This window comes from Thermotoga profunda AZM34c06 (assembly GCF_000828675.1).
Taxonomy (GTDB): domain Bacteria; phylum Thermotogota; class Thermotogae; order Thermotogales; family DSM-5069; genus Pseudothermotoga_B; species Pseudothermotoga_B profunda.
In genome coordinates, this window is sequence record NZ_AP014510.1 from 868,152 (window position 1) to 892,507 (window position 24,356).

Below are 24,356 nucleotides of genomic sequence, written 5' to 3' on the forward strand. Positions count from 1 at the left end.
TACAACAAAAATCTGGCCTGCGTGCCAGAAAGGGGAGGGAGTGTATATGTCAAGGTGGATCGTTGGCTCTTTATTGTTACTCGCCAGTGTTCTAAGTGCTGTAACACTTACTGTCATAGGTCCATGGTCTGGAGCAGAGATGGAAGGTTTCATGCCAGTTCTTCGTGAGTTTGAGAAACAAACCGGGATAAAGATCGAGTACAAGATTTACAGGGCAGAAGATCTTGCAAACCTATTACCTGCACAATTTGCGGCGAAAAAAACACCTGGTGATGTTATTTTCATGTGGGCGAGTTTTATAAGAGAATACGGACAAAAGGGACACATCATGCCTCTCACCAATGTGATCGATGAGAGTAAATACCTACCAGGATCGCTTGATGCGGTAAAAGTCGGTAAGGAGCTCTACGGTGTTGCCTACACCGGGAAGGTTAAGCCAGGATTCTGGTACAGAAAATCGTTCTTTGAAAAATACGGTTTACAACCACCAAAGACATGGGAAGAGTTTGTCACGTTGCTCGAAAAAATAAAGAACATACCCGGTATCAAAGCTCCTATTGCGAGTGGCGATGGCGTTGGCTGGCCTCTTTCAGATGTTACAGAACATTTCTTGATAACTTTTGGTGGACCTGAGTTGCAACTCGATTTGATAGCAGGGAACGTTAGATGGGATAGTTACATAGTCAGAAATGCATTTGAAAAATTGACGTCGTTGCTAAACAAGAAATATTTTGGAGAGCCAACGGAATGGACACTTGTCTTAAAACAGTGGTGGAACGGTGATTATGGACTCTATTTTATGGGAAGTTGGATAACCGGTATGGTAGATAATCCAAATGATCTTGGTGTGTTCTCACTACCAGGAGCAAAGGGTGTTGTTTTTGGTGCCGATTATGCATTTGTATCTAAGTACACTCAATATCCCGAAGAGGCAAAGAAACTCATCGCATGGCTCTCTGGTCCTCAGGGACAGGCTGTTCAGGTAAAGCAAGGTGGTCATATAGCAACGGCTGTTGGAATTGATCTTTCAAATTATCCACAGGTTGATAGAGAAGTTGCCAAGATAATTGAAGGTGTAACAGCCTTGCCAGATCTTGATGATTCTATTGGTGGTGAATTCCAACCTGCGTTCTGGGATCAGTTGAAATTACTCTGGGTACAACCAAACAGACTCAATGAAGTTATACAGACATTGCAAGAGAAGGCGCCTAAGAAGTGATGGAAAAGTATGAAAACTAAAAAACGCTATGTTTTGTTTTTTGTTTTACCAGCTGTGACATTGCTATTGATCTTTGTTGTTTATCCAGTTTTGAAAACAATTTTGCTGAGCTTTCTTGATTCGAATGGAGATTTTGTTGGATTGAAAAATTACGTGAATGTTCTCAAGAGTAAAGAAATATTAGATGTTAGGGGCTTTTCCAGGGGGTTTCCCCTGGGAGCCCTTGTTCATAATCTGCTCTGGATAGCCATTCATTTGCCACTGATAATTATTTTGGGGTTGACTCTCTCGGTTTTTCTGAAAAATGTAAAAGGTGGATCTATAATAAAATCCATCATCTTTCTTGGTATGGTAATGCCTATGGTTGTTGGAGGTGTGATGATAAGTTTCATCTTTGACAAAAATCTCGGCATTATAAATGGATTTTTGAGTCTCTTTGGAGTTCAGCCAAGGACATGGACTGCACATCCAGATAGTGCATTGCTTTCCCTTATCTTTGGATCTGTCTGGCTCTGGACAGGTTTTTCTGTGATACTCTACTCTGCTGGCTTAGAAACGATACCCAAGGACTACTACGAGGCGGCACAGTTAGATGGTGCAGGACCGTGGAAAATCTTCACAAAAATAACCGTGCCACTTTTGAAACCTGTGACAGTGGTTGTAATCACCATGACTTTGCTTTGGGAACTGAAGGTCTTTGATATTGTTTATATAGCAACAATGGGTGGCCCTGGTGGAGCTTCAAATGTTCTTGCTTTGCAGATGTACACCTATGCATTCAGAACTCTTGATTTTAATCGCTCAGCAGTTGTAGCCGTTATTTTGACTCTCTCAACTCTTAGTGTGGGGCTTTCACTTCTTGGATCTGTGAAGGATGAGCAAGCATGAGAAAGTCTTTCTTTACACTCTTTGGATGGTTGATTGCCTTTATATGGATCATTCCATTTTTTGGTGTTTTCATGACTGCGATAAGACCTCTGGAGGAATTGTTGAATGGTTGGTGGAGATTTGACTCGTTTACACCGAGTTTGAAAAATTTTGTAGATGCTTTGAATCACCCAACGGCTAATCTGTCGAAAGGTATAGTGAATTCGTTGATAGTGGCTGTTCCTGCGACGGTTTTGCCCCTTATATTTGGCACCATGGCAGGTTATGGTTTTTCAAGATACAAATTCACTTTAAAGATACCTTTGTTCACGCTTGTGGTTATTACTCTGGCTCTTCCACAACAGACAATTGCCGTGCCGATTTTTCAACTTTTGAATGCAATGAATTTGATAGATAGTTATCTTGGATTGATTATCGTTCATACGGCGTGGGGTATTCCATGGATCACTTTCTTCATGAGAAACTTTTTCGTGACCATACCAAAAGCAATGGAGGAGGCTTCGAGAATAGATGGAGCAAATGATATAACAACTTTCTTCAGGATCGTTCTGCCGTTAGCTTTACCTGCGATAGGCTCAGCCTTTGCTTTGCAGTTTACTTGGGTTTGGAGTGATTTTTTCCTGGCACTCATAATTATATATTCTCCAGACAAACTCCTTGCGACACAGAGAATACCGTTGATGAGGGGTGTCTATCATGTAGATTGGGGATTGTTATCTGCGGCGGCAATGATTGTTATGATCGTTCCCATATTGGTCTATTTATTGCTACAAAAATATTATATTAAGGGTATGATCGGTTGGTCTTTGAAATAAAAGGAGGAATAATATGAAGGTAAATCTCAAGGACAGGTCTATTGAAGAGTACAGAAATATCATCAATGATGAGGTTGAAAAGATCAAAGAACTTGCCAAACCTCTTAAAGGTAAAAGAGTGATACACGTGAATGCAACTGCCTTTGGAGGTGGAGTTGCGGAGATTTTGCAGAATTTAGTGCCACTGATGAGATCTGTTGGAATTGATACAGATTGGTATGCGATACAAGCACCAAATGAATTTTTTAATGTGACAAAAAAGTTTCATAACACACTTCAAGGTGCGCAGATTGAGATCTCTGAAGAGGAGTGGAGACTGTACGAAAATGTGTGTGAACAAAATGCGAAAATTATAGATGAAAATGCAGACATAGTTGTAATTCACGATCCGCAACCAGCTGCAATAAGGCTTTTTGCAAAAACAAAACCTTCGACAAAGTGGTTTTGGAGATGTCACATAGATCTTTCGACACCAAATAAGGTAATTTGGAATAGGTTTGCAAAATATTTGGAAAGATATGATAAGATGATCTTTCACCTTGATGAGTATTTTCCTGGGGATGTTGTTGATAGATGCATAGCTTTTCCACCGAGTATAGATCCTCTGAGCGAGAAAAATATGGAGCTGGATGATGCCTTTGTACAAGAAACACTCAAGAGATTGAAGATAGATCTGCAAAGGCCTTTGATAACGGTCGTTGCGAGATTCGATCCATGGAAAGATCTTTTCTCGGCGATAGATGTCTACAGAATGGTCAAGAAAGTAGAACCATCTGTCCAATTGGCGATTGTTTCTGCCATGGCTTCAGACGATCCTGAAGGTTGGGTGTTTTTCGAAAAGGTCATAAGATACGCGGGTACTGACGAAGACATAATCTTTTGTACTAATTTAAATGGTGTGGGGAACAGAGAAGTTAATGCGATTCAAAGGATGTCTACTGTGGCACTTCATACGGCAACGAGAGAGGGCTTTGGTCTTGTTATAAGTGAGGCTCTCTATAAAAATGTGCCTGTAGTTGCAAGACCTGTTGGTGGTGTGAAGATACAGGTCAAACATGGCGAATGTGGATATCTTGCACACGATAAGCACGAACTTGCCGATTATATAATCAAGTTGATGAAGGATGAAAATTTGAGAAAAAGAATGGGTCAGGTTGGAAGAAGAGTTGTAGTGGAAAACTTCATAATAACGGTTAATCTCAAGAACTATTTGAAGGCATTTCTATCGTCATGAGGTGGGACAATTGCCTGCACCCGTTTTGAGAAAAAGGAACAAAATGAATGTCATGAAAAACATTTTCGATCAAAAGAAGATGTCGCGCACAGAGATATCACGCGCGACTAATCTTTCTTTGAGTACTTTGAGTTATATAATCAGAGAACTCGAAGAAGAAGGTTTGTTATGTTCTGAAGAAGTAGCACAGAATAGAGGAAGACCATCTCAGATTGTGAAGATAAATCCAAACGCCTGGTCTGTAATAGGTGTCAAGATCGGTAGAGAAGAGGTACGTGGCACATTGTTTGATGCGACCATGAAACCGTTGAAAAGCCACGGTTTGAGAGTTCTTTCACACTTGAGAAACAACGATGGTTATGCACAGGTTTTTAAAGAGGTACTTGAGTATCTCAATTGTGATAATCTCTTTGGTGTTGGTATATGTTCTTCGGGTATCGTCGAAGACGGTAAAATTGTAGTTTCACACTTAATGAATGTGAATGATCTGGATATAGGAAAAATTTTAATGAAGGATTTTCGAATAAGAAGATTCATCCTAATGAACGATGTTGATGCATTGTGTTATGCACTCTCGGGAACTGAAAGATCTGATTTTCTTGTTCTTACATATGGTACAGGTATAGGAGCAAGTTTCTGGACCAGAGGGCAAACTCAGCATTTTGAGATTGGACATACAATTGTTTCTTCAGAGGGAAGATGTTATTGTGGTCAAATTGGTTGTTTAGAATATCATGCTTCTGAATATGCAATACTCAAGGCTTACAAAAATCAAGAAATAGACTTTGAAGACTTTGCAAAGAACGAAGAAGAGAAGTATAGAGAAACTATAGAAGACATTAGATCGATGGCATCCAAGGATTTTCATTCTGTACAGAGTTATTACGAAAAAGCCTTCCAGATGCTTGGAACAATCCTTGGTAATCTTTTGATGGTACTCAAACCTTCCTCTGTCTTTCTACTTGGAGAAGGTATGGTCAATGAAGAGATGGCAAGATTCTTAAAAAGGTATATAAAAAACAGATTCAACAGGGAATTCGTAAACGATATAACTTTCTCCATTGTGAAAGCCGATTGGGAACAAGGTGTTGCCACAGCAACAGTCCACAGATTTTTACACGAGATTGTGAAGTGAAGCCATGTATTAATTTTGTTGACAAAATATGTAACTTGTGGTAAAAATGTGGTAGAAAATTTTCTATATGTATTGCACTTAAGAAAAAAATTTTCATCCACATAAGGGGGTGCTTGTATGAGAAAGTTGTTAGTTGGCTTTGTTTTGGTTGTTGTTGTGGCTTTTGCTTTTGCAAAGGTTAACTTCGGTTCGACTCAGATGACTCCTGCTGCTGAAAGAGAATTTATGATCAGACTTTTGAGTGATTATGCAAAAAGCTCAGGAATTGAGATTGAATTTCTCAACTTCGAGTACACCGATTTGTTGAGTAGGATTGAAGCTGAGCAAAAGGCAGGAAAAATAGTTTTAAATCTGATTGCAGACCTTCAAAGCGGGCTTTACACGATGGGATCAGGAGGACTTCTTGCAGATCTTTCAAATGTGAAGTTTGCCAATAAGACCTTTGTACAAACCTTTGAAAAGTACACATATGTTGGAAAAGAAAAGGTCTTCTTCCCATGGTTACAGGCAACTTTTGCGTTTGCCATTAACAAAAAGGCTTTTGATTATTTACCCAAGGGTTTAACACAACAAGATGTTATGAATGCAACGGAAAAATGGACATATGATGCCTTACTCGAATGGGCAAAGAATATGCAGGAGAAAACCAAGCAACCACAACTCGGTTTTCCTTTGGGTCCTAAGGGTCTATGGCATAGATTCTTGCATGGTCATATCTATCCATCTTATACAGGCGCTCAGGCTCTGAAATTTGACAGTGTAAAGGCAGTTGAGATGTGGAATTATTTGAGAGAGCTTTTCAAGTATGTTCACCCCGCCTGTACGACATGGGATAATATGGATCAACCTCTTTTAAGAGGTGAAGTAATGATCGCTTGGGATCATACAGCGAGGATTAAACAGGCGATTGTCGAGAAACCAAATGATTTTGTGGTGGTTCCAGTTCCCAGAGGCCCAATGGGAAGAGGTTATATCATTGTTCTTGTCGGTCTGTCAGTACCCAAAGGCACAGATATGAATGAACCGCTCAAGGTTCTTGATTTCTTAACCAGTCCAAAGGCTCAAAATGCAATCTTGGAGAATGTTGGTTTCTTCCCAGTGGTACAGGAAGCTACTGGTCAGATACCAGAAGGTGGTTTGAAGATACTCGCACAGGGTGTTGTAAATCAATCATCTGCTAATGATTCGATTGTTTGTTTCATCCCTGGTCTTGGAGCAAAAGGTGGAGAATTCAACGAAACATATCGTCAGGCCTTCACAAGAATTGTTTTGAACAAAGAAGATCCTGCTAAGGTCATAGGAGAACTTGGAGAAAAGATAAGACAATTCTTCAAAGAGGTAGGAGCACCGTTACCTGAACCAGATTCGAGCCTATTTTGATAATTGAAAGGTAGGTGGCTTATGCCGCCTACCTTTTGTTTTTGGGGAGTGAATTCATGTGAAAAAAGAATCTCTGATACCTACATTGTTGATACTCCCGGCTCTTGTATATCTTGTTATTTTCATTGGTTATCCCATAGTTGGTACCTTTCAACTCGCATTCAGCAATCCAAAGGGATGGTTTGAAAATTTCAGAGAAGTTTTTTCATCGAAGGATTTTCAAAATGCATTCTTGAATACACTTATACTTGGTATAATCGTCATACCCATTCAGTTTATCCTGGCGATGATGTTCGCTCTGCTGATAAACAAAAAATGGAAAGGATACAAGATTCTCTTATATATAATAGCAACGCCACTTGCCTTGAGTGATGTCACAGCTGCTTTGATAAGTTATTCTATATTTGCTCCAAATGGTTATTTGAACAAAATATTGCTCAATTTGAATTGGATAGAAAAACCACTTTATTTTTTTGGCTATATGTTCAAATCAAGAGAATTTCTCGTTGTTATTCTTACCGAGATTTGGAGAGCAACACCTTTGGTTTTTGTAATCTTACTTGCTGGATTACAGTCGATAAATGCTGAGTATCTTGAGGCAGCAGATGTTTTTGGTTTTTCACCTTGGAAAAAGTTCACCAAGATCACATTGCCTTTACTCAAACCTTCTATTGTCTCGGCTTTGCTTGTCAGAACGCTTTTTGCATTTCAAATCTTTGGTGTTGTCTGGCTTTTGGCTGGAAGAGATATCACGGTTCTCGCAGGAGAAACATATTATTGGTATGTTTTCAGAAATAATAGAAATATCGCAAGTACTTATGCTTTGATAATAGCGATACTAACCTTCATCGTTGGGTGGTTTTATATTGGCACCATTCGCTCAAAACATCTTGAAGAGGGTGTGAGAACATGAAAAAGTTCTTCTATGTACTTGTCTTTGTAGGTGTTAGTTTATGGTTCTTGGGCCCGTTGTTTTTCATTTTTCTTGCATCTTTGACACCTTCTTCAGATTTTTACAGTATGAATAAAATCTTGCCATCAAAGCTCACCCTTGAGCATATCAACAAACTGCTTGTGAATCTGGGTGGGTGGAGGGCGATGTTGGTCAGTATTCAAGTTGCTCTCATAGCTATAGTTATTTCCTTTGCCTTTGGCATTCCCGCAGGATATGCAATTACTCGGTATGTTTTTCGTGGAAAAAATTTTATAAAACTTGTGATGCTTTTTACAAGATCTGTGCCGCTCGTAGTAATAGCAGTTTCACTCATAACCATATACTTGAGGTTGAATCTGGCTGATACTATGTTTGGTGTTGCACTTGCGCACGCAGCAATGGTATTACCCTTTGTTGTACTCATAACCTCGAGTATTTTCTCTGGGGTTTTTGTTGAGTATGAAGAAGCTGGTATGATTTTTGGTCTCTCGCGATTTGGTGCCTTTTTGAGAATCACGATGCCCCTTGCCCTACCCGGACTTGCGGCATCGGCGATCTTCGCATTCATAATGTCTTGGAACGAGGTTTTTGCCGCATCTGTGCTTGCGATAACCAATAGAACTCTACCCGCTCATATACTGAGTACTGCTATGGCTTCACCTGATTATTTCAAGTTTGCCGCCGGAACTATTATGGCTGTACCGGCTTTGGTCTTCATATTCATAATAAGAAAATATCTAATCTCTATGTGGGGAATCTCTCTAAAGTAGGTGATTCGATGGCCAGAGTAACCATTGACGGTGTGAAAAAGTATTTTGGCAATGTGAAAGCCCTTGATGGAATAGATATTGTAATAGATGAGGGCCTTTTTGTTGTCTTACTCGGTCCATCAGGTTGCGGCAAGACAACTTTGATGAGATGTATCTCTGGTTTGGAAAAACTCACTGAAGGAAGAGTTCTTTTCGACGAGAGAGATGTGAGTAATATCGCTCCGAAAGATAGAAACGTGGCGATGGTTTTCCAGAGTTATGCAGTTTGGCCACATATGAAGGTGAAAGACAACATAGCATATCCATTGAAACTCAAGAAAGTACCAAAGAAAGAAATAGATGAGAGGATAAAATGGGTTTCAGATTTGCTTCATATCACAGAACTCTTGGATAGATTTCCTTCACAACTCTCTGGTGGTCAAAGGCAGAGAGTTGCAGTTGCGAGGGCAATTGTCCACAGACCTAAGGTTTTGCTGATGGACGAGCCTTTATCAAACCTTGACGCACTTTTGAGGGTGAGAATGAGAAGTGAGCTCAAGAAATTGCATGAACAGGTAAAGGTTACAACCATATATGTCACGCACGATCAAACTGAAGCCATGACGATGGGAGACAAGATAGCAATCATGAATGCGGGCAAGATCATTCAGTATGGAACACCGGAAGAGATATACAAAAAACCTAAAACGATCTTTGTAGCAGGTTTTGTCGGGTCACCTCAGATGAATTTCCTTCCCGTGAGGATCGTTTCAACTGGCAACGAATTTTTTGCAGAAAACTTCGACTTGAAAATACCACTGAAAACCGATCCAAAGATGGATTCACTCATTATTGGCATAAGACCAGAACACATCTATTTAGAAAAATCTAATCATTCGGTACCGATTACTGGCGTTGTTTATTTTGCCGAAAAATTGATGTCCGAGACAGTTCTTCACCTTTCCATTGGTAATGACACAAATATCGTTGCCAAAATTCCATACGATCTGTCAGTTAAAGAGGGAGAAAAGATTCAGATTCATGTTGATCTCAATTGGGTTCATTTCTTTAATCCGCTAACAGGGGAGAGGATCGAACTTTGAACTGTGTCATATGTCATACTCACTGGGACAGAGAATGGTTTGCTCCGTCGTCTTTAACAAACGAATGGTTGGAAGAATTATTTCAAAAACTCTTTGATTTGATCGAAAAAAACAAAAGGTACACTTATGTACTTGACGGACAAACTCTGATCTTGGAAGATCTAATTAATAAATCTCCTCAATTGAAACCCAAGCTGAAAGAGTTTGTGAGATCGGGTAATCTGTTGATAGGTCCTCTCTATTCTCAAATAGATTTCAGAATCTCTCCTGAATCGGCTATCTTGAAGAATTTGCAGATTGGCAGAAAGGATATGAAAGAATTTGGCGCCAATACAAAAGTTGCGTGGATGGTTGATAATTTTGGATTCATCTCTCAACTTCCACAGTTGTTGAAAAGATACGGTATCGATGGTGCTTTTATATGGAGAGGTGTTGGTGTTGAAAAACCTTCGATTGAACTTTTTTGGAGCTCACCTGATGGCTCAAAAGTTAAATGTATCTTTTTGATAGGTGGTTATAGGAATCTATATGGTCTTTCTCTCACAAAAGACCTTGCAAAGAAAAGATTGTGGCATGAAGTGAAAAAGCTGAAACCTTTCTCTTTGACTGGTCTGATACCACTTCTTGATGGATATGATCTTGATACGAATCCTGAAGACCCCATGAAAGTTCTTGGCGAAGAAATTATTTTAACAACACCAGATGATTTTTTAAAAGATATATTCTCAAAACCTGTACACTTTCCAATTGTGAATGGTGAGATGATCAGCGGAAAGTATGCCTGCGTATTTCCTGGGACGCTTTCAACAAGAGTTTACTTGAAGAGACAGTCATATGTGGTTGGAAAAATACTTAGATATGTAGAGTTTCTGAGTTTCTTGAATGGTGGATCAATTGAAGATTGGTACAGAACATATCTGAAGACACTCATTCATGACAATATCTGTGGTGTGGGTATAGACAGAATACATAGGCAAATGCAAAGAGATTACAAAAAGATGTATTTGAAACTCAAAACATTGTTTGTAGATGAATTAACCAAAGCTCTCAAAAAGACTGAGCTTAAAAGTGGAAGATATGTCTTATCTTTTCTGCCTTTTGATTATGACCATTGGCACTGCGATGGTAAGAAGTGTTACAGATTAAAAAGCAATGGTGTGGGGTTTTTTGAACTATTCGATGTTGATCGGCCAATCAAAGATCAAACACTTTCTTTTGAAAATGATTATTACAGAGCCGAATTTTGTGAAGATGGTACTTTAAGGGTAAACGATATGTTGACTGGTATTTTGAACCTTGAAAAAGAACTGGGAGATAGTTATTCCACAAGTACGGAGAAGTTAGATTTTTCAACGCATTTGCTGAGAATTGAAGTTGAAAGAGCTGGCAAGAAACACAAAATAATTAGGCTTCAGAGAATTATTAGAGCAAAAAACATACTGATAAAAATACAAGAGAAGGTTATTTTCGATCAATCTCCGTTGGTGAAATGGCAAATGATTACCGACCTTAATGGAAAAAATTATGTTTTGAGTTTTGTGACAAAGACCTTTGATACTGATTCCAAGGTTTTGGTAAAGATGCCTTTTGAGATAGTTGAAAGAAAAAGAATAGATGAAGACTTACTCGATTTAGATGCAGGTCATGAACTCAATTCTGTTTTACTTGCGGCGAGAGAAGTTGAACCTGTCAGAAAATTTCCTTTTCAAGGTTTTGTGGCGTTGTCAAATGATAGAACCAAAGCAGTTATGGCAAAAGGTGTTTATCAATATGAAGTCGATGAATGCGGTGATATAAAGATTGACCTTGTCAGGAGTATGGAATGGATTGCAAAGGGTGATGTAAAAGGCAGATCTGGTGATGCTGGTCCTTTGATGTATGTTCCAGATGCTAAGTGTGAAGGAAGAATGAATTTTGAGTTGGCAATCTGCGATGTGAGCTTGCACGCTAAATCAAAGGAATTTTTCAAATGGTTCAGTTTGTTTGACGATCCACCAATGACGATTTCTCTGAGGAATGAAGAAGGAGAGTTGAGGTCTCTGAATCTTTATACCAGCGAGCTCCCGTGGGTTTGTACAGAAGAAAATAGACTTGTCGTCTATAACCCTTATTCAGAATTGGTAAATGATTTAAAACCAGGGCAGATATCTTCGATTCTGGTTGACTCTAAATTGAAGCACATTGATCAAAATGTCAGCCTCAAGATCTATGATTTTCCTGCTTTCCCATCTTCTGTGTCCAAGGTAACTACTTCTCAAAGAATTTTGAACCTTATAAGAAAAAGGATCATAGAGATCACAAAACAGGTGTATTTACTTGAAAATCGATTGAAGAAAGCCAAAAAGAATTCTTCAGAATACCACTTGTTGAAACACAAGATTCTCAGCAAGAAAAGAACTCAGCTTGAATTGAAAATTTCTCTAACGCTCAATAAAGGAAAGATGCCAAAAAATTTAATGAAAAAATTGAATCAAGTAAGGGCGAAGAGAAGAATTTATGACTACATAGTTGAACTTCTAAAGGAGGAATGAAAGTGAAATATCACAACGACATACCGAACAATTTTGGAAGATGTGATATCGTCATTGGCATACCCAGTTTTAACAACGCCAATACGATAGGTTATGTTGCTCAAACTGCGGCAAAAGGAGTTAGAAATTTGGGGTTAACTGGTTTGATAGCCAACTCAGATGGAGGTTCCGTTGACAAAACTACCGAGACTTTTCTACAGAGCGATACTTTTGGTATACCAAAGATATCTATCAAATACAAAGGTATACCAGGCAAGGGAAGCGCTGTGAGAGCGCTGTTTGAGATAGCTCATAAAGCGAAAGCTAAGGTTTTCATAATGTTGGATTCAGATCTAAGAAGTGTCGAACCATGGTGGATTGAAAGACTGGCAAAACCGATTCTTGAAGGGAGAACAGATTATGTGACGCCATTTTATCTTCGCCATAAATATGATGGTACGATCACCAATAATATCTGTTATCCACTCACATCCGTTTTGTATGGCTTGAAGGTTCGCCAACCAATCGGGGGTGACTTCGCAATAGGGGCGAAATTGATTGAAATCTATTTGAGCAAACCTGAGCAAGTTTGGCAGACGAATGTTGCGCGTTTTGGTATCGATATATGGATGACCACAACCGCGATAAATGAACTGGATAAACCCCCTGTACAAGCTTCGCTTGGTGCAAAGGTACATGATGTGAAAGACCCAGGAAAACATCTTCAAGGTATGTTCATACAAGTTGTGCAAACACTTTTTGACATGATGATCGAATACCAAGGTATCTGGAGACATGTCGCGACGGTTGTTCCCACAGAGGTTTACGGTGAACAGCCAGATCAGCCTGTTGAAGAGATTGTTGTGGATTTGAATGGTTTAAAACAAAGGGCAAAAACAACTTTGCAACAGAGATTAGATAATGAAATATCTGTGCGCGAGGAAATCATCAAATCAGTCCTTGAAAGTGGAATTGTGAATGCTCAAGATTGGGTTGAAGTGGTTTATGATCTTGCACTAAAATACAGAGAGAAAAGGGACGAAGAAGTTGTTTTGAATCTTTTACCTTTTTATTTTGCTCGTGTAGCTGATTTTGTTGAAAGAACAAAAGACATGGATAGTTTTGAGGCTGAAAAACTTATAACTGAGCAACTTGAAATCTTCCAAAAACAAAAAGGGAATTTTGTAAAGAGGTGGTTCCTTGATACTTAATCATTTGCTTGGTATCTACGACAGACTCAGCGAAGCAGAAAAAAAGGTTGCATCTTATATCATCGAAAGACCAGATGATGTTATACATTACTCTATAACAGAATTTGCAAGAATTATTGGAGTTAGTGAAACAACTATATACAGATTGATCAGAAAGATGAAATTCGATGGGTACCAGTCTTTCAAGATAGAGCTCACTAAACAGATAAGTGGTGCCAAAACATTCCCTTCCACTGCTAAGGATGCATTTGATGAATACATCGATCAGATAAGATCTTTGATTGAACGTTTAGCGACAACTCTTAAAAAGGAAGACCTTCAAAAGGTTGCTGAATGGGTTGTCGAATCTCAAAAGACTATATTCTTCGGAGTTGGACTTTCAGCAGTCGCTGCCGAGTATGGGAGTTTACTTTTATCGCTGTTGGGACTACCATCATTTTATTACAATGATCCACACGCTCAGGTTATAGTTGCGACGGGTTTGTGTGAAAAGGATCTTGTTATATCTGTGAGTCACAGTGGGAATATTAGGGATACAGTAAAGTCAACACAGGTTGCAAAAGATGTGGGGGCAAAGACAGTTGCGATAACTGCCGGGGTGAATTCACCTTTATCTTCTGTGGCGAACGTGGTTTTGTATAGCCCAGTTGCAAGATTTGAAAAACTTGAGTTTCTAAGGGGAAATCTCGGCGAACTCGCAGTTATTGAAATACTTTTTCGAGTGATACTCAAGAAAATCTACGTAGAGAAAGAAGAACACCTTGAAGGTTTATCGCAAGTTCTAAAACCAAAAAGATATGAGGATGAACAAAGATGAGGATCGCATTAGTCCATTTTAGGGCAGGGCAAACCGATGGTGTCTCCCTTGAAATGGAGAAATGGAAGACAGTCCTTGAAAAGATGAGGCATGATGTTTTCTATGTTGCTGGAGAATTGAATCAAATCGATGGTATAAAGATACCTTCTCTTTCGATGGAAAATCCAACTAATCTCTGGATTCACAAAAATGCCTTTGAGGGGCTCTCAGTCGATCAGGAAACTTTTATCAAGGTATTCGAAGAGTATGTTTTTCAGATCAAAAAAGAGCTCGAAATGGCAAATCTTTCTGTAGATCTTTTGATAGTCAACAACGTACTTTCTCTTGGATTTAACTTGGCTGCCGCTGTTGCAATAACAGAGTATGCGAGATCAAGAAAAATAAAAATCATTGGGCATCACCATGATTTCTATTGGGAAAGAGAGAGATACTCAAGACCTCAAAGTGATTTTGTGGCAAAGATCTTAGACGAATACTTTCCTCCAAAGGACAATGGAATTTTTCATATTACCATAAACGGTCTTGCACAAAAAGAACTATTCAAACGAAAAGGTATTCGTTCTATGGTAATACCTAACGTCTTTGATTTTGATCAACCAGCCTGGAGAATAGACGATTACAATAGAGACCTACGAAAATCGATTGGTATTGATGAAAGAGACATTGTAATTTTGCATGGAACCAGAATAGTTCAAAGAAAGGCAATAGAGATAGCAATGGATTTTGTGGAATACTTTTTCAAGATGAGCAAAGATAGAGTTCACTTTGTTATCGCTGGTTTTTTTGAACAAGAGTCTGAACAGTACTATCAAAAGTTATTAAAGAAAGCTCAGATGATGTCTTATAAGACTCATTTTGTTTTTGAAAAGGTTAGATCTACACGGTTTGTCAGTGGCAAAAAGTACTATTCGCTTTGGGACATGTATGCAATCTCAAATGCAATAACCTATACTTCGGTACTCGAAGGCTGGGGAAATCAACTCATAGAAGCAGTTTTCTCAAAAAAACCACTTGTCATCTTTGAGTATCCTGTCTACAAAAGTGATATTGCTCCACTTGGGTTTGATTTTGTATCACTTGGCGATGAAGTTTTTTATGATAAAGCAGAAGGTTTGTATAGAGTAGATGTTGATGTACTCAAAAAGGCTGCAAGAAGGTTGAGTGATTTGTTGTCAAATGAACAAGCACTGTCAGAAAACGTCGAAAAAAATTTTGAAATAGGCAAAAAATACCTTTCATTACAAAGTCTTCAAGGTTATTTACAAGAGATCTTGAGTCGTATTTGAATTATAGTTGCATTCTCATTATTTCTTGATAGGCTTGTACGATTCTATTTCTGACTTCTGTTGTCAATCTCAGAGCTATAGTTGCCTTTTCTGCTTCAATGATCACTTCGTGGATGTTACTGATCTTTCCAAGTGCAAAGTCGGCAGACATCTGCTCTGCGTTCTTCTGTATTTGGTTGACCTTTTCTATGGCATTTTTGAGTATATCAGCAAAGTCTCCTTGGTTTTTTGTCTGTGAAGTCTGACCTGCTTGGTTCAAATTCTGCCCAATATTAGATATTCTGTCAATCATTCAATCATCCCCTCCCTATCTGAAGGGCGCTGTTTATCATTGACTTTGTCACATTGAAAGCCGCAACGTTCGCATCGTACGATCGCTGTGCACTAATCAAGTCTACCATTTCTCTTAAGACATTGACATTTGGAAGACTCACATAACCATTTTCATCGGCATCAGGATGTGTTGGATCATAAACCAATCTAAAGGGTGAAGGGTCTTCCTCAATTCTCACAACTTTGACTCCGCTGCTCTTTGTCTTCCCGTCTCCCATTAGATACTCCGAAAAAATAGGGACGCGTCTTCTGTATGGTGTACCGTTTTCTGTTCTTGTCGTTTCTGAATTAGCAATATTGCTTGAAATCGTGTCAATTCTCAACCTCTGGGCTGTCATCCCCGAGGCACTGACATTCATTATCAAAAACTCATTCATTCTATCATGCACTCCTCAAGACGATGTTGTAGTATTCTATATTCTTCGACATTAACCTTGAAAGAACCTCGTACCTTAAACCATTAGCAGTCATCTGTGCGATTTCATAATCTATATCCACACCGTTTTCGTCGTTTTTGTAGAAGAAATTCTTTTCTTGTTCGATCTTTGGCTGTGCAAGTTGTTGTGTAGCTTGGAGATGCTCTGTGTCTGTAGTTGTTAACTGCAATCTCATTGATTCTTTAAGAAGCTCTTCGAAAACCACATATTTTCTCTTGTATCCTGGTGTCTCGGCATTGGCAACATTCTGAGCATGTACATTTTGCCTGAGCATCGCTACATCCATTCCCGTTTTTATTATCTGAAAATTGGCATTGAACAACCTTTTCACTCCCTGAGTATCTTTTCTACAAAGGTCATCGTTTTTCCTAAAAACTCGGGGGGCTGACAACCCACACTCCCACTGCTGGTACTTTACCGACGTTTTTCCACTTGTGTGGTATCGTCGATGGATAAGTTATACTGTCACCTTCGTTTAAAATAACTGATTTGTCACCGAGCGATATCTCGACTGATCCCTGGATAACTAATCCAGATTCAATGCCATCGTGAGAATAGAAGTTTTCCCCACTATCATAACCAGGTTCGAGATAGGAGATGAACATTGAATAAGCCTTGTTTTTTGAAGAAATGAGTTCGTAAGTAAGACCTGGCGATACAAAAACCCTACGCCTTTCTTCTTTTCTAATGATTCCTTTGAGGGCTTGTTCGCCAATATCTTGTTCGACAAGTGATATAATCGTTTCTCCCAGTGCTGCAAGAATCTTCTTCAAGGTACTCAAAGAAGGTGAAACCTTGCCATGCTCGATTTGGCTTATCAAGCCAGGTGTTACATCTGCTAATTTTGCGAGTTCTCTGACTGTCATCTGCTTGGATTGTCTCAATGTTCTTATCTTTCCGCCTATGTTGTCAAGTTCACTGCCACTCATTCGTCACACCCCTTTCCAGATACAAGAAAGGTCAAATCACCATACAAATTTTGTAATCTTTCGAATTCTTTTTCATCATAGAAATTTATTTGTCCTCTACCGAAATATTTTGCCACTTCAACGCAAAAACGAGAAGCAAGCTCTATATCTATTTCATGTGAAGCACCCGTTGCACACCCTGCGACTGGGATATCTGTTGTAATAGCGACTCCTACAACAGGTACATCAACGACAGTACAAGGTTGCATAATGCTATTTAAATGATACACCCCATTCCCATATGGCGTAATATCTTGAATTGTTATTGGTAAAACAAACGGCATCGTTCCACAAACTCTTTCGTATATATCCAATAAATCATCTGCTACCTTTAGTATATAACCTTTCAGTACGGTTGGTGAAATTGCAAATCCTTTTCTTTTGGCAATGCGATTTCCTTTCGTCGTGTCTATCGAAAGAACAGCATCAACATGTCTGTTCAACATCAATTTTAAAACTTCCCTTACACCAATAGGTGAATCCATAAATGGTACTGGTTTGTGGTCGATTGTAGGGGCATCTGGACAAATGTGAGTTGCTATGTACACTGTACCTGCAAGAGATTCACCTTTTTCTTTCATTTGTGCAATCTTCAAAGCCGCCGCTAATGCCGCTATTGCACCATCGGCGTCACTCACAACTCCTACCATCTGTGGTCTTGCACCAACTCCACCTAATTGTCCAACGATCCCAAGAACAGGTGCCTTTTTATCTTCTCCTTCTATAGTTATTCTCACTATATCTGTCTTTCCCTTTGACGTCACAACTTCTTCAAACTCTGCTTCGACATTTTTGTAATTCTTGAAAAATTCACAGACATCTTTACCACTTACTTTGGGATCATCCAACAATTCCATTATCTTAAGAACCTGAGTCAGCATTTTTCATACCTCCCTATGTGTAAAGATGACATCTAATCTTTCTGTTTTTGATCTCAACGAGTTTTGGTTTTTCTGAGCATTTTTCAAAGGCCACGGGACATCTTGTTTTAAAAACACAACCTTCTGGTGGGTTGAGTGGACTTGGAATTTCACCTTTTATGGAAAAACCTGCGAGGTTTTCTATACCAATCTTCGGTATAGATTCCAAAAGTCCTTTTGTGTATGGATGTAGAGGTTCTTGCATTACATGTTCTGTTTTTCCCATTTCCATGATCTGACCAAGATACATCACCATTGTTTGGTCTGAGATGTGATTTACGATTTTCAAGTCATGAGTAATGAGTATGTAAGTCAATTCATATTTTTCCTTTAGTTCCATGAGTAAGTTCAGTATCTGTGCCTGAACTGATACATCGAGAGCTGAGGTTGGTTCATCCAGTATCAACAGCTTTGGTCTAAGAACCAGTGATCTTGCGATTGCAACTCTTTGTTTTTGCCCACCACTCAGTTGATGAGGGTACTTTTTGAGTACATCTTCTGTCAAACCAACGGATTTAATTGCGTTTATGACAAGCTTCTTACGTTCATTTTTGTTTGAAATTTTGTGCACACGCAATCCTTCTTCGACAATGAATGCCACTGTTTTCCTTGGGTCCAGTGAACTGTCTGGATCTTGGAAAATCATTTGAATATCTCGGTTTTTCAAATTTTCCCTCAAATTGCCTTCATAGAAGATTTTTCCCGATGAAGGTTTATAAATTCCACTCAAAATCCGAGCGATCGTTGACTTTCCAGAACCACTTTCACCAACTATGCTGAAGACAGAACCTTTTTCGACTTCAAAAGAAACTTCCTGTACAGCTCTCAAGAATTTGATGGGTTTTCCAAAAACATTGAACTCCACTGGAAAATCTTTGCACAAATTCTCAACTTTCAAGAGCATCTATTAGTCAACCCCTTTATAGAGCCAGCATTTCACTAATCTATCATCAACCGAGAATTCTTCTGGTTCTCTCTCAGTACAGATTGACATCTTTTGTGAGCATCTGGGATGAAACCTACAGCCAGTTGGAGGATTGACAAGACTTGGGACATTACCTTCAATTGATTTGAGCTTTGTCTTTCTTTCTTTCATGGTTGGTATGGACGAGATCAGACCAATCGTGTATGGGTGTAAAGGTTTTTCAAAGATTTTTCTGGTACTGGATATCTCACATATCTTCCCTGCATACATCACGATTACTGTATCTGCAATTTGAGAGATGACACTGAGATCGTGACTTATGAAAAGAATCGAAGTCTTAGATTCGGTTTTCAATTTCTTGAAGAGCTGTATTATCTGGGCTTGTATTGTTACATCAAGGGCAGTTGTTGGTTCGTCTGCTATGAGTAATTTTGGGTTACACAACATTGCCATGGCTATCATGGCTCTCTGTCTCATTCCGCCACTGTATTCAAAAGGGTATCTGTAGACCATCTTCTCGGGTTCTGGTATGCCGAGTTGTCTCATTATCGTTGTGACTTTCTCTATCGCCTCTTTGTACGACATACCATAATGTTGTTCAAGGACCTCTGAGAGTTGTTTTCCAATCTTTATATTTGGGTTGAGTGAGTTCAGCGGATTTTGAAAAACCATGCTGATTTTTGTACCACGAGGGTGGGTATTGGTTCTCAGAAGATCTTGACCCTCAAAGATTATCTTTCCTTTGACTATTTTCCCTTGTGGTTTTGGAATGAGTCCCATTATCGCAAGGGCAGTCACACTCTTACCCGATCCACTTTCTCCAACAATCCCGACACATTCATTTTCAAACACCTTAAAAGAGATACCATCGGGTGCCTTAAGTGTTGCGTGTGATGTTTTGAATTCCACTGTGAGATCTTCAACAGACAAAAGAGGATTCAAAACTCTCTCCTCCTGTTGATGAAATATTCCTTAACTTGTTCAAGAAGGTTTGAGTTATTTACAAGATCAAAAACAGTCAGTGCGAGTGCCTTGGTAGCTCTTATCATGGCATTATAACCGTATTCTGAATTGGATGCCTCGGCGAATTCTTTTGTATGAGTCGGTATGATTTTGTCACCTGTTATATTTATATATGCATGGATTGCCGGAACGATCTGTGTTACCGCACCCATATCTGTCGAGCCAACACCTTGTTCATAAGTTCTGGCTGCGATTTTTTCACCGACGAATTTGTAGTTCTCTTCAAGAGTTTTTGCAAGTGGTACGTTCACATAGACTTCGGGCATCTCTTCCTCGACTGTGATATTGCTGACACAACCGGTCATGTTACAAGCACCTTGTACAAGATTCCTCAATTTTTGTTCTAAGAAATTCACCTCTCCGATTGTCAGAGCCCTCAAACCAATTTCTGCACATGTATACTCTGGAATGGTGTTAAAAGATTGTCCACCATTGGTGATTATTCCATGGATTCTGACCTTTTCTGGAAGTTGCTGCCTCAACAGACCAATCGAGCTGAATAAAAGTATCATTGCATCGAGTGCGTTTATGCCTTTTGCTGGATCGGCTGCTGCATGTGCTGATTTTCCGAAAAATTCTATTTTGAAACGTCTTATCGCATACGCAATATCAAAACCTGTACTCATTGAAGCTGGATGGATCATCATTGCAATATCAATATCTTTGAAAACACCAGCTTTTATTAGTTCTTTTTTGCCAGCTCCATGCTCTTCCGCAGGACAGCCAACAACTACAAGTGTGAATGGAAGGTCTTGAAAAGCTTTCTTAAGGCCAACGGCTGCACCACAACTCATAGTACCTATCATATTATGACCACAGGCATGACCTATCGCTGGTAATGCATCGTATTCAGCCAGAAGAGCTATCTTGGGTTTTCCATGACCTGCTGTTGCTATAAAAGCTGTTTCAAGCCCTCCTATTTTTCTTTCAACAGAGAAACCATTTTCTTGAAGAAAATCTGCGAGTAACTTTGAAGATCTGAATTCTTGATGAGAAAGCTCTGCAATCTGGAAAATAGTTTTTGCGATTTTCACCAATTCATTTTTCAAAAGATCGATTTTTTCACAGATTTTGTCCTTCAAGATCATCACTCCTTATTTTTTCAGTCTCGGATCTAATAGGTCTCTCAAGCCATCACCGAGTATGTTGAAACCAAGACAGGTGATGAGTATTGCAAGCCCTGGAAAGATTGCCATGTGTGGAGCTGTCTGAAGATAATTTTTGGCTTCTGAAAGCATACTTCCCCACGATGGTGTTGGTGGTTGAATTCCAAGCCCCAAAAAACTCAGAGTGGCTTCACTTATCACTGCACCAGCAAAATTCAAAGATGAATAGACTATCAATACGGGTACAACATTTGGCAAAATGTGCTGAAAGATTATCCACAAGTGAGAAGCACCCATTGATTTTGCTGCGAGTATAAATTCTTCATTTTTGATATTCATCACGGCACTTCTCATTACTCTTGCGAAACTTGGCACCATAACAATTCCTATGGCAAGCATTGCATTGAACAAACCAGCACCCAAAACGGCCATCATGGCAATTGCGAGAAGTACATATGGAAAAGACAATAAAGCATCTGTAAATCTCATTATAAGAGCGTCGACAAAACCACCGAAATAACCAGACAGGATACCAAAAAAAGTTCCGATAAGTGCACCTATCCCAACAGCGATTATTCCGACCATTAATGAAATTCTACTGCCATAAACTAATCTGGAAAATATATCCCTTCCATAATCATCTGTTCCCAATATGTGTCCACCTTCACCTGGTTTTGCAAAGATGTACAGAAAATCCATGTCATCAACGGGATGCGTTGCCAAAATCGGAGCAAAGATTGCCGCAAAGATATTAACAAGAACTATTGCCAATCCAAATACGATTTGTTTGTTGAGAAATTTCATAATGTTATCACACACTCCTGTAAGAATGTCTTATCTTGGGATTTATCAAAGCGTAAGTTATATCCACGATGAGATTCACAAAAATATACATGATGGCTATAAAGAGAACTTCTCCCTGTACGAGCATATAATCACGCCTGAAAATCCCATCTACCATCAATTTACCAAGTCCTGGCAGAGCAAAGACTGTTTCTGTCAAAACTGCACCTGCAAGAAGATTTCCAAGCTGCAAACCTATGACTGTTATCACGGGTATGAGTGCGTTTTTCAAAGCATGTCTATAAAGAATCAGATTTCTCTTTAGTCCCTTGGCATAAGCTGTTCTTATGTAGTCTTGATTCAGAACTTCAAGCATGCTCGATCTTGTAAAACGGGCAATTGTTCCCGTCGAAAGAATCCCCAACGCGAAGGATGGTAGTATGAAATGGCTTATGACATCCCACAAACCCTTAGTTGGGTTACCAAGACCAACAGCGGGTAACCAACCAAGTTGTAATGAAAAGACGATTATCAAGACCATACCGAACCAGAATATTGGAATGGAGATACCTATCAAAGCCAACACAGTCACAAATAAATCGACAAAAGAGTTGTGTTTCATTGCCGCCAAGATACCTGATGGAATACCTATAACAACGGCTATCAGTAACGCACACAAACTCAACGTGATGGTTGTTGGTAGTCTTTCAAGAATGAGTGATAAAACATTTTGTCTATATATGAGAGAATTTCCGAGATCTCCCGTTAGAACCCTTTTCAAATAGATGACAAATTGTATCAAAACAGGTTTATCCAGGCCAAGTTGTTGTCTGAATCGTGCGATGTCCTCGGATCTTGCCTGTGGACCAAGTAGCACCATGGCTGGATCTCCTGGTATCATTTTCATTATCAAAAAGACAGTCAGTATCACGAAGAAAAGCGTAGGAATAACTTGAAGAAGTCTTTTTGCGACATACTTTCCCATTCAATCACTCCAAGAAACCAAGAGCGCTTGCGCGCCCTTGGCTCATTTCTCAACCCACACATTTGTACCTGGTGCGAACAAGCGAATCATCATGTCGGGAGATGGTTTGTAACCTTGAACCTTCTTGTTAACTCCATTAACGACTAATTTGTGCCACATTGGAAAGTAAACCATATCTTTCATAATCAGTTCTTCTGCTTTTCTATAATATTCTGTTCTTTTTGCCTGATCAACCGATGATTCCCCCAGTTCAATGTATTTGTCTACTTCTGGATTGTTATAGCCTCCACCATTTCCATAGGTTCCCTTTCTTGAAGAGTGGAACATATAGAAGATAAAGAATTCTGGGTCAGGATACCACGTCCAGCCGATAGTATATGCATCCGCATCGCCTTTGGAAGTAGTTCCGGTGAAGGCGCCCCATTCGAGTGATTGGACCTCGATTTCGAAACCGACTTTTTTGAGCATTGACTGGATTATCACAGCAGCCTTTCTTCTGTTGGGGTCTTCTGGTGTGTAGATGGTGAGTTTGACTGGTTTGTTTTCATACCCAGCTTCTTTCAAGAGTTGTTTTGCTTTCTCTGGATCGTATTTGGTGTAGAAAGACTTCACATTAGGATTATATGCCCAGGAACCTGTTGGGATAGGACCATAAGCTGCTTCGGCAGTTCCATTTGGAAAGATGACTTTGACGAGTTGTTCGACATCTATTCCCCTGAAAAATGCCTCTCTGATTCTTTTATCGGTTGTCGGTCCCTTGATCGAACTCAAGTAAACTGCGTAGACATTACATCCTCCAACCATTCTTGCCTCGACATTTGAACTGGCATTTACCTTGGGAATATCTTGATCGAGAATATCGCTCGTTATGTCCACTTGTCCACTCAGCAATGCTACCGTCAGTACAGATTTATCTGGTATGAATTTGTATGTGATTTGTTTTAAGTATGGTTTTTCACCCCAGTAATCTTCATTTCTCTCAAAGACCATGTGACTGTCTTTTACCCATTCGACCATTCTGAAAGGACCTGTTCCTACTGGGTGGAGTGTGAATTGATCTTTCCATCCCTCACATTCTTCCTTCGGAACAATTGCTGCACCTATATCTGTTAAAACTGTCAAGAACGGAGCGTAGGGATATTTGAGTGTGATTTTTACAGTGTATCTATCCAGAACTTCAACACGATCCACCATATAGATTCTAACCATCGGCGAAATTGATATCTCCCTTTCAAAACTGTACTTCACATCTTCGGCGGTCATTTCCCTTCCATCCTGGAACTTTCCTTTCTGGAAATGAACTCCTTTTCTCAGTTTGAAAGTCCATTCCTTCAGATCTGAACTAACTTCCCATGACTCAGCAAGGAGAGGATGAATTTCCTTGACTTCTGCATCGTACGCAACAAGGGTTTCAAAGACATTTCTCATAACCTGTGCTGAGGCAAGGTCTTGATACATGGCGGGATCCATAGTTGTTGGATTTTGATCTGAGCCAACTGTAATAACTGAATCGTAGTTTGGCGCTGCCAAGACGAAACTGAACAAAGCTACCAAAAAAAACACCAAAACCCACTTTTTCATTTGAACACCCCCTT

Annotated in this window: 24 protein-coding genes; 13 read left to right on the top strand and 11 right to left on the bottom strand. The window is 39.4% G+C overall.

Translation table 11 applies throughout. From position 1 onward, the window contains the following. Positions 1-46 precede the first annotated feature (46 nt). From TSP02S_RS04140 to TSP02S_RS04200, 13 genes are all read left to right on the top strand, one after another. Positions 47-1,219 carry an ABC transporter substrate-binding protein gene (locus tag TSP02S_RS04140; RefSeq protein ID WP_041082106.1) on the top strand — a complete coding sequence of 391 codons (1,173 nt, stop codon included), beginning with the start codon at positions 47-49 and terminating at the stop codon, positions 1,217-1,219. 9 nt (positions 1,220-1,228) lie between these two features. Next, positions 1,229-2,107, top strand: coding sequence for a carbohydrate ABC transporter permease (locus TSP02S_RS04145; RefSeq protein WP_041082108.1), 879 nt, complete (start codon positions 1,229-1,231; stop codon positions 2,105-2,107). After that, the gene (locus TSP02S_RS04150; protein WP_041082110.1) at positions 2,104-2,922 is read left to right on the top strand and encodes a carbohydrate ABC transporter permease; all 819 of its coding nucleotides are present in this window, start codon (positions 2,104-2,106) and stop codon (positions 2,920-2,922) included. Before TSP02S_RS04145 ends, TSP02S_RS04150 begins: the two co-directional genes overlap by 4 nt. A gap of 13 nt (positions 2,923-2,935) precedes the next feature. Continuing rightward, the gene (locus tag TSP02S_RS04155; RefSeq protein WP_041082111.1) at positions 2,936-4,156 is read left to right on the top strand and encodes a glycosyltransferase; all 1,221 of its coding nucleotides are present in this window, start codon (positions 2,936-2,938) and stop codon (positions 4,154-4,156) included. Between the two features lies 1 nt (position 4,157). Next, complete coding sequence (locus tag TSP02S_RS04160; protein ID WP_232503769.1) at positions 4,158-5,291, top strand: ROK family transcriptional regulator; 1,134 nt, start codon at positions 4,158-4,160, stop codon at positions 5,289-5,291. A 117-nt stretch (positions 5,292-5,408) separates the two neighbouring features. Continuing rightward, the gene (locus tag TSP02S_RS04165) at positions 5,409-6,671 is read left to right on the top strand and encodes an ABC transporter substrate-binding protein (protein WP_041082115.1); all 1,263 of its coding nucleotides are present in this window, start codon (positions 5,409-5,411) and stop codon (positions 6,669-6,671) included. 58 nt (positions 6,672-6,729) lie between these two features. Beyond that, positions 6,730-7,584 carry a carbohydrate ABC transporter permease gene (locus tag TSP02S_RS04170; RefSeq protein WP_041082117.1) on the top strand — a complete coding sequence of 285 codons (855 nt, stop codon included), beginning with the start codon at positions 6,730-6,732 and terminating at the stop codon, positions 7,582-7,584. Further along, entirely contained in the window at positions 7,581-8,375 is a 795-nt protein-coding gene (locus tag TSP02S_RS04175; RefSeq protein ID WP_041082118.1) for a carbohydrate ABC transporter permease, read from the top strand. The genes TSP02S_RS04170 and TSP02S_RS04175 overlap by 4 nt, the downstream gene beginning before the upstream one ends. Before the next feature lie 8 nt (positions 8,376-8,383). Continuing rightward, entirely contained in the window at positions 8,384-9,457 is a 1,074-nt protein-coding gene (locus TSP02S_RS04180) for an ABC transporter ATP-binding protein (protein ID WP_041082120.1), read from the top strand. Further along, the gene (locus TSP02S_RS04185; protein WP_041082122.1) at positions 9,454-11,988 is read left to right on the top strand and encodes a glycoside hydrolase family 38 N-terminal domain-containing protein; all 2,535 of its coding nucleotides are present in this window, start codon (positions 9,454-9,456) and stop codon (positions 11,986-11,988) included. Before TSP02S_RS04180 ends, TSP02S_RS04185 begins: the two co-directional genes overlap by 4 nt. Beyond that, positions 11,985-13,178, top strand: coding sequence for a glycosyltransferase (locus TSP02S_RS04190; protein WP_052465312.1), 1,194 nt, complete (start codon positions 11,985-11,987; stop codon positions 13,176-13,178). The genes TSP02S_RS04185 and TSP02S_RS04190 overlap by 4 nt, the downstream gene beginning before the upstream one ends. Continuing rightward, positions 13,168-13,995 carry a MurR/RpiR family transcriptional regulator gene (locus TSP02S_RS04195; RefSeq protein WP_041082123.1) on the top strand — a complete coding sequence of 276 codons (828 nt, stop codon included), beginning with the start codon at positions 13,168-13,170 and terminating at the stop codon, positions 13,993-13,995. The genes TSP02S_RS04190 and TSP02S_RS04195 overlap by 11 nt, the downstream gene beginning before the upstream one ends. After that, a complete protein-coding gene (locus TSP02S_RS04200; protein ID WP_041082125.1) occupies positions 13,992-15,281 on the top strand; it encodes a glycosyltransferase family 4 protein in 1,290 nt (429 codons plus the stop codon). The genes TSP02S_RS04195 and TSP02S_RS04200 overlap by 4 nt, the downstream gene beginning before the upstream one ends. 1 nt (position 15,282) lies before the next feature. On the opposite strand, the gene fliE is transcribed toward TSP02S_RS04200, so the two are convergent. Genes fliE through TSP02S_RS04255 form a run of 11 tightly spaced genes read right to left on the bottom strand, consistent with a single transcriptional unit; the run spans position 15,283 to position 24,342 of the window. After that, positions 15,283-15,573: a flagellar hook-basal body complex protein FliE gene (gene fliE / locus TSP02S_RS04205; protein ID WP_041082126.1), complete on the bottom strand. Its 291-nt coding sequence runs from the start codon at positions 15,571-15,573 to the stop codon at positions 15,283-15,285. Positions 15,574-15,577: 4 nt separating this feature from the next. Next, positions 15,578-15,991, bottom strand: coding sequence for a flagellar basal body rod protein FlgC (flgC, locus tag TSP02S_RS04210; protein ID WP_041082128.1), 414 nt, complete (start codon positions 15,989-15,991; stop codon positions 15,578-15,580). 4 nt (positions 15,992-15,995) lie between these two features. After that, on the bottom strand, positions 15,996-16,373 hold the full coding sequence (flgB, locus tag TSP02S_RS04215; RefSeq protein ID WP_041082130.1) for a flagellar basal body rod protein FlgB: 378 nt from the start codon (positions 16,371-16,373) through the stop codon (positions 15,996-15,998). A gap of 46 nt (positions 16,374-16,419) precedes the next feature. Further along, the gene (locus TSP02S_RS04220; RefSeq protein WP_041082132.1) at positions 16,420-16,980 is read right to left on the bottom strand and encodes a helix-turn-helix domain-containing protein; all 561 of its coding nucleotides are present in this window, start codon (positions 16,978-16,980) and stop codon (positions 16,420-16,422) included. After that, positions 16,977-17,900, bottom strand: coding sequence for a DUF1177 domain-containing protein (locus tag TSP02S_RS04225; protein ID WP_041082134.1), 924 nt, complete (start codon positions 17,898-17,900; stop codon positions 16,977-16,979). Before TSP02S_RS04225 ends, TSP02S_RS04220 begins: the two co-directional genes overlap by 4 nt. A gap of 13 nt (positions 17,901-17,913) precedes the next feature. Beyond that, positions 17,914-18,843, bottom strand: a complete 930-nt coding sequence (locus tag TSP02S_RS04230; protein WP_041082136.1) for an ABC transporter ATP-binding protein — start codon at positions 18,841-18,843, stop codon at positions 17,914-17,916. A gap of 3 nt (positions 18,844-18,846) precedes the next feature. Then, on the bottom strand, positions 18,847-19,806 hold the full coding sequence (locus tag TSP02S_RS04235; RefSeq protein ID WP_041082138.1) for an ABC transporter ATP-binding protein: 960 nt from the start codon (positions 19,804-19,806) through the stop codon (positions 18,847-18,849). Next, positions 19,803-20,975, bottom strand: a complete 1,173-nt coding sequence (locus TSP02S_RS04240; RefSeq protein ID WP_041082140.1) for a M20 family metallopeptidase — start codon at positions 20,973-20,975, stop codon at positions 19,803-19,805. The genes TSP02S_RS04235 and TSP02S_RS04240 overlap by 4 nt, the downstream gene beginning before the upstream one ends. A gap of 6 nt (positions 20,976-20,981) precedes the next feature. Next, entirely contained in the window at positions 20,982-21,797 is an 816-nt protein-coding gene (locus tag TSP02S_RS04245; RefSeq protein WP_052465313.1) for an ABC transporter permease, read from the bottom strand. Between the two features lie 7 nt (positions 21,798-21,804). Continuing rightward, a complete protein-coding gene (locus tag TSP02S_RS04250) occupies positions 21,805-22,761 on the bottom strand; it encodes an ABC transporter permease (protein ID WP_041082144.1) in 957 nt (318 codons plus the stop codon). Positions 22,762-22,803: 42 nt separating this feature from the next. Further along, entirely contained in the window at positions 22,804-24,342 is a 1,539-nt protein-coding gene (locus tag TSP02S_RS04255) for an ABC transporter substrate-binding protein (protein WP_041082146.1), read from the bottom strand. Positions 24,343-24,356 lie beyond the last annotated feature (14 nt).